A 12445-nucleotide genomic window follows, 5' to 3' on the forward strand; every position below is an offset into this window, starting at 1 on the left:
CTTTAGCCTTGAAGGAGGAGAGCATTTTTGAAAAGCAAAGCGATAAGCAGGTATGCCGCAAGTGTCGTTGCGCTGTTGCTCATGGTCTCGTTTTGTTCCTTCCCATTTTTCGCGCAGCCGGCCTTCGCCGCAACGCAGGCAACCTATTACGTATCGCCGACAGGAAACGACAACAACAACGGAACGTCTCCGCAGACGCCGTTCAGAACGATCGGAAAAGCGCAAAGCGCAGTCAGAGCGATAAACGGCAGCATGTCGGGAGATATTGTCGTTTATCTTCGCGGAGGGACGTACGCCGCAAGCGACACGATCAATTTCGGGGCTTCCGATTCGGGCACGAACGGCTATAACGTGAAGTGGTTGTCTTATCCCGGCGAGAAGCCGGTTATAGACGGAGGACAAACGTTAAGCGGGAGTTGGACCTTATCCGATGCCTCCAAAAATATTTATGCGCTCGGCGGAGTGAATTCCGACTTCAGGCAATTGTACGTAAACGGTCAGAAGGCGATTCGCGCTCGAACCCCCAACGCCGGCAGCTACAACCGGATGATCTCCGCCGACAAAACAAATCAAACGGTAACGATCAACAGCTCGGAAATATCCAATTGGGGAAATTTCAACAAAGTCGAGATGCATACCATGCTGGGATGGGGCGATGCGACCTTGCGCTTGTCCTCCTATACGGTATCGGGTTCCCAAGCCATTCTAAAATTCCAGACGCCGGAGAGCAACATCGTCTTTCCCCGTCCTTTCCCCACGATCGGCGTTCAAGTCAGCAGAGGGGATCACATCTATTATTTCGAGAACGCCTATGAATTTATCGATACGGGCGGCGAATGGTATTTGAACAACTCCACCCATACCTTGTACTACAAACCGCGGTCCGGCGAAAATATGGCTTCGGCGCAATTCGTTGCGCCGAATATCCAGACGGTGGTCCATGTGGGGGGGACTCTGGACGCTCCGGCGCACAACATCTGGTTTTCAGGCATCACGTTCCAGCATTCCACGTTCATGAGACCTTCTCAATATGGCTTTGTGGATGCGCAGGCGTTCCAATACAATCTGTCCGCGACTACCGACAACAAGCAGTATGTCGGCAGACCGCCTGCGGGCGTATCGGTTGCGGCCGCCCACCATATAAGGTTCGAGAGAAACACCTTTACGCAGATGGGGGCAACCGGCCTCGATTTTGAGTATGGCACTCATGACGATATGATCATCGGGAATGTATTCAGCGACATCGCGGGCAACGGGATTTCGATCGGGAAATTTACCCAGGACGAGAATACGGAATATCATGTTCCCTACAACCCTTCGGATTCGCGGGAAATTTGCACGAACGACACGATTACGGACAACTACATTCACGATATCGGAACTGAATTTCAGGGGGCTGTGGGGATCGGGGCCGGCTATCCCAAAGGTCTTACCATTTCTCACAATGAATTGTTCAATATGCCGTATACGGCTATTTCGGTAGGGTACGGATGGACCTTGAGCGATAATGCCATGAGCAACAATCATATCGAATATAACCATATTCACCATGTCGTTCAGCTGATGGCCGACGGCGGGGCGGTCTATACACTGTCCAAACAGCCCGACTCCACGGTTGCCTACAACTATTTGCATGACATCAGCACTTCTTCATGGGCCGATTATTGGGTATTGGGCCTGTATTTCGATGAAGGGAGCAGCGGCTACGCGATTCACGACAATGTGCATGTGAACGCGCCCGGTCTAGCCTTCAACGGGACGCAAAGCTATAACACGCAATATAACAATGACGGGACGGATTCGTCTATCATCAACGGTTCCGGCATCGAGTCGGCGTATGCGGATATCAAGAGTTCGTCTTCCAATGCCGATTCCGGCACGATCGACAGAAGCGGGTGGACGGCGACCGCCTCCAGCACCAATTCCGGTTTCGGCGCCATGAACGGCATTGACGGCGATCCGAATTCACGCTGGGTCTCCGGCAAGAATCAAGCTGTAGGCGACTGGTATCAAGTGGATATGGGGCAGTCGACTGCGGTGAGCAGGGTGCAGTTCGCCGGCGATCAGAATACCAATGGCGACTACCCGGTCGCTTGCGACATCTTCGTTTCTGCCGACGGCGTCAATTGGGGAACGGCGGTTGCGTCGGTTACCGGGAACAGCAATGTCACCATCGATACGTCGTTTCCCGCCAAAATCGGACGGTACCTCAAGATTGTCATTACTCAGGCGAAGAATGCCTGGTGGGACGTGCGGGATTTCTACGCGTTCGCGTCATCGATCTCTCCGAACGCGGTGTACAAAATCGTGAATGCGAACAGCGGAAAAAATCTGGATGTCAGCGGGGCGTCCACGCAAGACGGCGCTTCCGTCATTCAATGGACGGACAACGGGGGAGACAACCAGAAATGGACATTGTCGGCGACGGACGGCGGGTATTACAAAATTGTCAATGTTCATAGCGGGAAAAACCTCGATGTCTATCAAGCTTCCGCCGCGGACGGATCCAATGTCGTCCAATGGACCGATAACGGAGGAGCCAATCAACAATGGAAGCCGGTCGATGCGGGCGGAGGCTACTACCAGCTTGAGAATCGCAACAGCGGCAAGCTGTTGGACGTCAACAACGCCTCCGTCTCCGATAATGCATCCGTTATTCAGTGGACGAACAACGGCGGAACCAATCAAAAATGGCAATTGGTTCCGATCAATTGATTATCTACCGATTCGCTGGAACGACCTATAGGGGTCGTTCCTTTCACTTTCTTAAAAATTGAAACGATTTATTGATCTCTCTACTACGTATTTCCGCCTCGATTCTCTACACTTGATTTATCAAGCTTTGAAGGAGTGAAAGTCCTGATGAAAGCAGCGATTTACGAAGGAAACCATGTCATCCGGATTACGGAAGGCACCTGCGTGCAACCGGCGAAGGATGAAGTGCAAATAGCCGTCTCCTACGCGGGCATTTGCGGAACGGACCTGCACTTGTATCACGGTCGCATGGATCATCGGGTCACGTTCCCGCATGTGATGGGCCACGAGATGTCGGGGATCGTCCGGGCGGCAGGGGCGGAAGTGAGCCATGTGGCCGCGGGGGATCGGGTGGTCGTCATGCCCCTGATCTCGTGCGGCGAATGTCCGGCATGCCGGGCGGGGCATGAGCATATTTGCCAACGCCTGAAATTCATCGGCATCGAGACGCCGGGCGCCTTCCAGTCTTGCTGGACCGTCCCCGCCAAGACCGTGCTGAAAATCCCCGATTCGCTGTCGCTGAAGCTCGGCGCGCTTATCGAGCCGCTCGCGGTCGCTTGTCACGACGTTCGGATCGGAGACGTCAAGAAGGGCGAGAACGCGGTTATTCTGGGCGGAGGCCCGATCGGCACGCTGATCGCCTTGGTCGCCAAGGCGAACGGAGCGAACGTGCTCGTCTCCGAGATCAATCCTTACCGCATCGAACTGCTCTCGAAGCTCGGCATCGCCACGGTGAATCCGAAAGAACGGGACGTCGCCGAATATGTGGAGGAGCTCACCGGCGGAGCGGGCTGCGATGTCGTATTCGAGGTGACTTCCTCTTCCGCCGGGGCGCGGCTGATGACGCAGCTTCCCCGGACGAGAGGAAGAATCGTCGTCGTCGGTATTTTCAGCGATCCGCCCCCGGTGGACCTTCATCGTTTCTTCTGGCGGGAATTGAAGCTTCTGGGCGCGCGCGTGTACGAGAAGGAAGATTTCGAACGGGCGATTGTCCTGGCGGCCTCCGGAGATTTGCCGCTCGAGGGCTTGATCAGCGATGTTTATCCGTTGGAGCGTCTGCAAGACGGCTTCCGGCAGATGGAGTCCGGAGCGGGCGTCATGAAGATCCTGCTGGATTGCGCCGGCCATGCGGAGGAGGGATCCCGTGCAAGCGTATAAGGAAACGGCTGTCAAGCTTCGGATCGATCGTCCGTTCCGACCGCCGGAGTGGGCGGCGCTGCAGCAGCAGTTAATGGATAAGCTCAATCGCGCGGCGGAAGAATTCGTCGGGAAATACGTCCAACCCGACGGAACGTTGCTCTGGAGGAGCGTCTGGCCGGGCATGGACGGATCCGACGATCCTTATGAGGGCTTTATGAACCTGGCGCTGCTGTACGTATTGGGCGGCCATCGTTCCCTGTACGAGCATGCCCGCAAGGTGTTCGACGGAATTACCTGGCAATGGACGGAGTACGGGCAAATCCATCGCGAATTCGACGGCTATTACGATTGGATGCATCACGGGGAAGGCAGCTTGTTTTTCTATTTCCTCGGCTTGGCCGATCCGGACAGCCTGAAAGACCGGCAAAGGGCGCGACGCTTCGCGCAAATGTATACGGGGGAAGATCCGGAAGCTCCCAATTACGACTCCGAGCGAAAGCTGATCCGTTCGCCGATCAACGGCAGCCGCGGTCCGCGCTTCGTCATGACGGAAGAGGACTGGATGACGCATCGGGGCATTCTGGACGACTATCTGGCTCCCTTCGAAGATTTGACAGGCGTCGATATCAAGAGCGGCAAGTGCCCGTGGTCGGACGATCGCGTATATAAAGAAATTATCCAAAAGATGAATGAGCGAATGGCGAAAGGGGACGTTCCCCTGAATCTCAACGCCACCAGCCTGATCGCTCACGCTTTTATGCACAGCGGAGAAGAGAAGCTGCGGCAGTGGGTGATCGAATATGTGGGCGCGTGGAGAGAACGGGCGGAAGCCAACGGCGGCATCATGCCGGACAATGTCGGACTGTCGGGCGTCATCGGCGAATACAACGAGGGCAAATGGTGGGGCGGCTATTACGGCTGGCGCTGGTCGCACGGCTTGTTTACGATCGTCGAACCGCTGACCAACGCGGCCATGAACGCCGTCCTGCTGACCGGCGACCGGAATTGGCTGGATGTCGTCAGGCGTCAACTGGACTTGAATTGGGAATTGCGCCGGCAGCTGGACGGCAAATGGCTCGTTCCGCACAAGCATCTGGATAGCGGCTGGACGGACTATAAACCGGCGAATCCCGCGTATCCGATTTATCTTTGGACCATATCCATGGATCCGCAGGATATTCGGCGGTACGAACGGCTGGACATCGCCGAATTCTACAAAGAGGTCGAGATCCCGATCGTATCCGGCCGCAATCCCCATACGGGCAAAGAGACGAAGCACTATATCGCGAATACCGTTCCGTGGTTCGAATACATTCGCGGCAACGATCCTTCCTACCCGGAGAAAATTCTGAAGGCCAACCTGACTCTTGTCGAGAGACAGCTGGACAAGATGAGGTCTCCGGAGGGCGAGCCCGCCGGCTGGATCACAGACGGCTATAATCTGAAGGACTTGTCCAGCATTCACAAGTGGCAGGAGATGTGTCCGGTCTATCCGGAAGGCTTGCTGCAGCTGACGTTGGGGGCGCCGATGCACATTTCCCACGGAGGACTCCAGCACGCGAGAGTCCGATATTACGATGCGGCGGCCCGCAGACCGGGTCTGCCTCCCCGGGTCAGCGCGCTGGTGGAGCGGATCGAGGACGATTCCGTCACGTTAACCCTGGTGAACCTGGACGAGACCGAAGAGAAAGAAGTCGTGATCCAAGCCGGCGGCTTCGGAGAACATCGCTTCACGAGCGCCGAGGTGCGTGACGAGCGGGGAGAGACGGTTCAATCCGTACCGGTGAGAGGCAAATGGCTGCAGATTCAGCTCGGCCGGGAGGCCGGAGCGAAGCTGGTATTGACGATGGAACGCTACGTCAACCGGCCTTCCTATGAAACGCCGTGGGAACCCGAGTGTCCGGCGCCGTTGATTCAGTCCAGAACGATCACTTAATGCGAAAGGAGGGACATCCGTGAAACGAAGGAGGAACCGCGACCTTTCGATGACGGGATATTTGTATATCGCTCCGTGGCTGGCAGGTTTTCTCATCCTGACCGTATGGCCGATGATTCAATCGATTTACTTTTCCTTCACGGACTACTCGCTGCTGGAGCCGGCTCGGTGGGTCGGAATGAGCAATTACCGGAATATTTTTACCGATGACACCTCGTTCGTTCATTCGTTGAAAGCGACCGTCCTGTTCGTCTTTCTGTCCGTGCCGCTCAAGCTGGCCGCAGCGCTTCTGATCGCCATCATGATGAATCGGAAGCTGAAGGGGATGCACTTTTACCGCACCGTCATTTACTTCCCTTCTTTGATCGGAGCGAGCGTGGCGGTGGCGATTCTGTGGAACAATGTATTCGGCGTCCAAGGGCTGGTCAACCAGCTGCTATCCGTCTTCCACATCGAAGGCAAGAACTGGATCGGCATGCCGGAGACGGCGCTCGGAACCTTGATCGTTCTGGCGGTATGGCAATTCGGCTCGTCGATGGTGATCTTCCTGGCAGGGCTCAAACAAATTCCCGGAGAATATTACGAGGCTGCGGCCGTGGACGGCGCCGGCAAGTTGCGAACGTTCTTCCAGGTTACGCTTCCGCTCCTGTCCCCGATCCTTTTGTTTAATCTCGTGCTCCAGACGATCGGTTCCTTTCAAATGTTCACGCAAGCGTTCATCGTCACGAAGGGCGGTCCGGTCGAAAGCACGTATATGTATGCGCTCCTGTTGTTCGACAAGGCGTTCGCTCATTTCCAGATGGGATACGCCTCGGCTTTGGCCTGGATCTTGCTTGTGATCATCGCTGCCGTAACCGCGCTCATCTTCGCGACATCCAGAGCATGGGTCCATTATGAGACGGAAGGAAGTTGACCGCATGAAGAACATGAAACGGAGCTTCGCCTCGCATCTGTTGCTGATTGTCATCAGTGCGGTAATGATGTATCCTGTGCTGTGGTGGTTCGGAGCGGTATTCAAGCCGTCGGACGAGCTGTCCTCCGCAAGCCTGATTCCCCATCACCCGACGCTCAAGAACTTCTCCGAAGGCTGGAACGCGATTACGCATTATTCTTTCAGCATCTTTTTCGGGAATACGATCGGGCTGGCGGTTTCGGTCGTGGCGGTTGCCGTCGTGTCCTGCAGTCTGGTCGCATTCGGCTTTGCGAGGATGAATTTTCCGCTCAAAAATTTCTGGTTCTCGATCGTCTTGCTGACGTTAATGCTTCCGAACCAGGTGACGATCGTTCCGCAATACATTCTGTTCGACTCGTTCGGCTGGATCGACACGTATTTGCCGTTCATTATTCCGCACGCGCTTGCCGGCGGGATCGGCGGATCGTTCTTCATCTTCTTGTTCGTACAGTTCATCCGGAGCATTCCGAAGGAGTTGGACGAAGCGGCGAAGATGGACGGATGCGGTTCGTTCAAGATCTATAGCCGGATCATTGTCCCGCTGCTCGTGCCCGCGATCGTGACGGTTTCCATTTTCTGTTTCCTGTGGAATTGGGACGATTTCTTCGGACAGATGATCTATATTCAATCGATCGGGAAGTTTACGGTCGGATTGGCGCTGAAGATGTTCGTCGATTCCCAGTCCGCCGCGCCCTGGGGCCAATTGTTCGCCATGTCGCTGCTGTCGATCGTTCCGGGCGCCGTGCTTTTCTTTTTCACCCAAAGATATCTGGTCGAAGGGATTGCGACTACCGGCCTCAAGGGATGACTCGCTATGATCGACAATTTGTTCAAAAAATTTCATATCCGCCATCTTTACTTCTGGAGCATGACGATTTTCGTCGTGCTTCTGTTTGCTGTTGCGATCTGGACGAGCTACTACTTCTCCGTTCAGGGAATCATACGAACGACTTCCTCCCATCAGGAGCGGATTCTCGCCCAGTTAAACGAGAAATTGCGTGCAAGGCTCTCCCTGATCGAATCCGTCTCGCTCTCCGCCGTTCGCAACAATGAGCTGATGAATCTGTTCAGTACGCCGAGGGAGCCCTACGAGAACCTGGTCGCGGTGCAGAATGTCGTGTCTTCGCTGCAGACGCTGACCTTCAGCACACCCGCGATCCTGAACATCGATGTCTTCGTGAACCATGCCCCCCTCAGCGGCATCAACGACCCTGTGCGATTCATGGAGCTGAAGGCTATTCAAGATGAACCCTGGTATCCGCAGATCGATCAATCGGATTTCGCATGGATCGGCGAGCACCGAACCGTCTCGTACACGGGGGAGGAGTCCGTTGTCAGCTTCGCGAGAAAGTTCTATTCTTCCGGCGGAGATTACGAAGGCATCGTCATGATCAACATGAAAGCGAGCGAGGTTCAAAAGCTTCTTCTGGAGGAGAACGTCCGGACCAATCGGCAATTGCTCGATTCGGGCGGGCATCTCATCACCCGCGTAGGAGAGGATATCCCCGGCGCCGGCCTTCAAGAATTGCGAACGGGAGAGGGGAATGTCGCCTCCTCGCCCGAAGGCAATGGGTATCGGCTTCTCAACGGAAAAGCGCTGGTGGTCTGGACCCGAATCACAGGATCGGGCTGGCTGCTTGTGGAGACGACGCCATGGAGGGACCTGGTGTCGGGAAGCGCGCGCATGGCGGGAATTTTGCTCTCGATCGGCATTGCGGCGATCCTTGTGCTTGTCCTTTATTTTTGGCTGCTGAACCGGAAGTTCACCCATCCCATCTATATGCTCTTGCGGGCGATGAACCAATTTCCCGCCGAGAAAGGGAAAGCGATGCTACCGATGGATTACCAGAACGAATTCGGCCAACTGTTCCACGGATATCGGAAGCTGCTTCACCGGATCGAAGAATTGTACGAATCTCTCCGCGTTCAGTACCGCAAGCAGAAAGAAGCGGAGATCGGCGCGCTTCAGGCGATGATCAACCCCCACTTTCTGTACAACACATTGGACCAGCTGAACTGGATGGCGATCAAGGACGGCAACGACGGAATCAGCCGGGTGCTTGAATTAACGGGGAGGATGCTGCGGATCGGCTTGTCGAACGGGAAGTCGCTGATTCCGTTGTCCGAGGAACTGGAATTGTGCGAATGCTATATGAGGATTCAGCAGATCCGATTGGGAGACCGGATCCGGTATGCGATGGACGTTCCGGAAGAGACGATGGGGCTTTTGGTGCCCAAGATGACGCTGCAGCCCTTTATCGAGAACAGCATTCGCCATGGATTTCACGGCCGGAAATCCGGAGAGATCGCCATCCGCTGCAGGAAGGAGGAGGGCGGCCTGCGGATTGTCATCGAAGACGACGGCAGAGGTCTGCCTTCCGAAGCCGATCGATTGCCTTCCCGAACCCGGGGAGGATACGGACTTCGCAATGTCAGGGAGCGATTGTCGGCTTTTTTTGGAAATGGCGCGCAGTTAGCGATAAGCAATCGAACGGAAGGCGGGACGCTCGTGACGCTGCTTATACCGGAGCTTCAGGATGACGAGCCGACGGAAAGGGAGGGGTGACATGAAGACCATCGTCATTATCGACGACGACCCGAACGTATTGGAAGGAATGAGAGAATCCATTCCCTGGGAGAAGCTTGCGGTTCGGTGGCTCGGGGAAGCGATTGACGGCCGGGAGGGGCTGCATCTCATTCGCGAGCTCCAGCCGGATATCGTACTGACCGATATCAACATGCCGGTGATGAACGGGCTGGAGATGATCGCGATTCTGCGAGAGGAGGGCTATGCCGGCAAATTCGTCATCTTGAGCGGCTATTCGGATTTCGAATATGCGCGGCAGGCGGTCCGGCTTCGCGTGGACGATTACTTGAGCAAGCCCGTTACGCTGGAAAGCTTGAAAACGGTTCTCTCCTCCGTGACGGAACGACTGGAGCAAGATCGGTCGACGGAGAGCGAGTATCGGCAATTGCAAGATCAAATCAAGCGTTACAAGCCTTTCGTCATTCAGGAATGGCTGAAGTCGGCCGTAACGGGAAGCGTGTCCGAATATTCGGACGAGCTGCCGGAAATCCGGGAGATCGTGGCCGGATGGAATGGACGGGACCACCGATTGCTGGGCCTGGACCTGCCGTTCGATCATCGCTGGGAAGCCTGGGAGAGAGAGCGGAATCTCTTGCGGTTCGCCGTTCAGAACGTCACCTGCGAAATGGTCGGCAAGACCTTCTCCTCCTTCGATTATGTCGAATTGCACAGCCGCCGCTTTATCGTCATTCTGCATGGAGAGCCCGGTCGTCCCGTTCGAAGTCGCGAACGCGAGGCCGAACGCCTGAAGGCTGAGCTTGCGTCCTATTTGAGCACGCAGCTGAAGGTTCCGGCGACCCTCGAACTCAGTCCCGTCCTGGAGGATTGGAGAGGGATTCCCGAAGCGTTCAAACGGATGTTCGAGCAGCCCGAGATGGCCGCTACTCCGTTTTCTTCTCCCGAGCGCTCCTTTCGTTTCTATCAGGAATTGGCGTATGCGATCCGACGCGGCCATGAGGAGGAAGCTCGTAAAATCATTGATGATTTTATCGGCAGACACGACTCGGGATGCGTATTTGACGAGCAGGGACTGAAAATCTGGGGAGCGGAATTATGGGCTACGCTCGCCTATTCCTTGTACGATCTCGGGATCGAGCTTAGCCTGATCGCGCCGACATTCGACCCGACGGCCGATATGGGCGAAGACGTCTCCCCGGAGATGCTGCGGCAGTGGCTGGAACGGATCGTGGAGACGATCACTCGCAGCGCGTATTGGACCGATAATGTCAAGCATCGGCAGATCATCGACTTCGCCGTTCGTTACGTGCATGAGCATTACCACGAGAACCTGACGTTGGGAGTTTTGGCGGAGGAGATCCAGATTTCAAAAAATTATTTGGGGCAGATTTTCCGCAACGGCGTGGGCGAAACCTTCAATCAATACGTGACCCGAGTGCGGATGGAGAAAGCCCGTCAGATGATTCTGGAGGGCAAGCTTTATATTTATGAGATTGCCATGAAGGTGGGGTATACCAACGTTCCGTACTTCAGCAGCCAATTCAAGAAGTATATCGGCGTGAACCCTGCGGACGTTCTGAAGAACAAATCGTAATGCGGCCGCTATTTGATGTTTTATAGAAGTTTTTGTTGGTTTCTCTCATTTGAGGCCCGGCGGCGGATGCCTATAATCAAAAGAGAAATCAGCATAGAGGGGGATATCCAAATGTCAAAAGCTCGAGGGTTCGGGCTGGGTGCAACCGCGCTCGCAGTGGCTCTGACGGTCACCGCCTGCGGCAGCTCGAATTCAAATGATTCGAAGGAAAGCGCGGGCTCGCAAGAAAGTTCCAAGGCCGGTTCTTCTGTGAAACTGGGAATTACCTGGGCGGGGTCCCAGGTCCGTCACGACGCAACGCTGGCAGCGTTGGACCTGTATTCGAAGAATAATCCGAATGTGACATTCGAACCGTCCTATATGGGGTTCGATACTTACTTCACCAAGCTGGCAACCTTGTCGGCCGCTCGCAATCTTCCCGACATCATGCAGATCGATACGGGCAATCTGATGGATTACGCCCTGCGCGATCAATTGACGGACCTGTCCGCCGGAATCGATACCTCGAATATCAACGACAAGCTGCTGTCCGCCGGCAAGGTCAACGGCACGCTGTACGGCATTCCTCTAGGCGCGAACGCTATTACGTTCATGTATAACAAAGCGGCGTTCGACAAGCTCGGGATTCAGGTTCCGGAGAAGGGCTTCACTTGGGATGAATGGCTGAAGATTGCAAAGGAGACGCAGCCGAAGCTGGAGAAGGGCAAATATTTCATGATGGACTTGTCCATGGCGACAGGGACCACGGAATCGGACAAGTACGAAATTTATCAATTGGCCCAAGGGAAAGGCTTCATCCATACGCCCGACGGCAAATTCAACATCGACCGGGACACGTATTTGGCCTTCAACAAGCTGTTCGCCGATCTTCGGAAGGAAGGCGTCGTCCCCCCGGCAGATGTCACGGCCGGACACAAGCAGTACGATCCGCAGTTGGATCTCTTCATGAATGGAACCATCCTGGTGCAGCGTGATTATTCGGCCGGATTCCCCAATTTTGAAAGCGTACACCCCGGTCAATACGCCATGGCTCCGGTACCGTCTGCATCGAATGCGGGAGGATTTATGCTTCCTTCCCAATTCTTTACGGTAAGCAAAGCGTCCAAGCATCCGGATGAAGCCAAGAAATTCATCGATTGGTTCGTCAACGACAAAGAAGCCGGCCGCACGTTGACGCTTGCTCGCGGCGTTCCGGTCTCCAAGCCAGTGCTTGACGATCTGACTCCCACTCTGGATTCGTCGGCGAAGGCGCAAATCGACATCATCGACCGGGTGGCGCCCGACGCCAATCCGTTCTCGAGCCGGCCGAAGGGCTTCGGCGCTTGGACAGATGAGTGGACCAAAATCTCTCAGGCCGTCGCCTTCGATAAAATGACGCCGGAACAGGCGTACGACGAGCTGAAGAAAAAATGGGACGAAATCGTCAAGCTGTAAGGCTTCAAAGATAATTCGCTGCAGTAGACAAGATGGCCTCGGTCCTCATGAATTTCGGAGACTGCGGCCTTCTTCTTTTCGATCCGGCTA

The 12445-nt window shown here is 55.2% G+C and carries 8 protein-coding genes; all 8 read left to right on the forward strand.

Annotation, left to right across the window (positions count from 1 at the left end; genetic code table 11):
* Positions 1–27: 27 nt before the first annotated feature.
* The 8 genes from H7C18_RS27725 (at position 28) to H7C18_RS27760 (ending at position 12355) form a co-directional block, all read left to right on the forward strand.
* The gene (locus H7C18_RS27725; RefSeq protein ID WP_185132380.1) at positions 28–2715 is read left to right on the forward strand and encodes an RICIN domain-containing protein; all 2688 of its coding nucleotides are present in this window, start codon (positions 28–30) and stop codon (positions 2713–2715) included.
* A gap of 147 nt (positions 2716–2862) precedes the next feature.
* Positions 2863–3912 (forward strand): zinc-dependent alcohol dehydrogenase, encoded by a 1050-nt coding sequence (locus tag H7C18_RS27730; RefSeq protein ID WP_185132381.1) that lies wholly within the window; start codon positions 2863–2865, stop codon positions 3910–3912.
* Positions 3899–5830 carry a DUF8034 domain-containing protein gene (locus tag H7C18_RS27735; protein WP_185132382.1) on the forward strand — a complete coding sequence of 644 codons (1932 nt, stop codon included), beginning with the start codon at positions 3899–3901 and terminating at the stop codon, positions 5828–5830. Before H7C18_RS27730 ends, H7C18_RS27735 begins: the two co-directional genes overlap by 14 nt.
* A gap of 49 nt (positions 5831–5879) precedes the next feature.
* The gene (locus H7C18_RS27740) at positions 5880–6743 is read left to right on the forward strand and encodes a carbohydrate ABC transporter permease (protein WP_185132464.1); all 864 of its coding nucleotides are present in this window, start codon (positions 5880–5882) and stop codon (positions 6741–6743) included.
* Positions 6744–6747: 4 nt separating this feature from the next.
* Positions 6748–7590, forward strand: a complete 843-nt coding sequence (locus tag H7C18_RS27745; protein WP_185132383.1) for a carbohydrate ABC transporter permease — start codon at positions 6748–6750, stop codon at positions 7588–7590.
* A 6-nt stretch (positions 7591–7596) separates the two neighbouring features.
* Positions 7597–9348, forward strand: coding sequence for a cache domain-containing sensor histidine kinase (locus tag H7C18_RS27750; protein WP_185132384.1), 1752 nt, complete (start codon positions 7597–7599; stop codon positions 9346–9348).
* 1 nt (position 9349) lies between these two features.
* A complete protein-coding gene (locus H7C18_RS27755; protein WP_185132385.1) occupies positions 9350–10921 on the forward strand; it encodes a response regulator transcription factor in 1572 nt (523 codons plus the stop codon).
* A 111-nt stretch (positions 10922–11032) separates the two neighbouring features.
* A complete protein-coding gene (locus H7C18_RS27760; protein ID WP_185132386.1) occupies positions 11033–12355 on the forward strand; it encodes an ABC transporter substrate-binding protein in 1323 nt (440 codons plus the stop codon).
* Positions 12356–12445 lie beyond the last annotated feature (90 nt).

Origin of the sequence: Cohnella zeiphila, from assembly GCF_014212055.1 — a bacterium.
In the GTDB taxonomy this organism is placed as follows: domain Bacteria; phylum Bacillota; class Bacilli; order Paenibacillales; family Paenibacillaceae; genus Cohnella; species Cohnella zeiphila.

Excerpts from the sequence above, each read along its gene's own strand:
- H7C18_RS27730 (WP_185132381.1), top strand. The coding sequence starts at position 2,863 with ATGAAAGCAGCGATTTACGAAGGAAACCATGTCATCCGGATTACGGAA.
- H7C18_RS27740 (WP_185132464.1), top strand. The coding sequence starts at position 5,880 with ATGACGGGATATTTGTATATCGCTCCGTGGCTGGCAGGTTTTCTCATC.
- H7C18_RS27745 (WP_185132383.1), top strand. The coding sequence starts at position 6,748 with ATGAAGAACATGAAACGGAGCTTCGCCTCGCATCTGTTGCTGATTGTC.
- H7C18_RS27750 (WP_185132384.1), top strand. The coding sequence starts at position 7,597 with ATGATCGACAATTTGTTCAAAAAATTTCATATCCGCCATCTTTACTTC.
- H7C18_RS27755 (WP_185132385.1), top strand. The coding sequence starts at position 9,350 with ATGAAGACCATCGTCATTATCGACGACGACCCGAACGTATTGGAAGGA.
- H7C18_RS27760 (WP_185132386.1), top strand. The coding sequence starts at position 11,033 with ATGTCAAAAGCTCGAGGGTTCGGGCTGGGTGCAACCGCGCTCGCAGTG.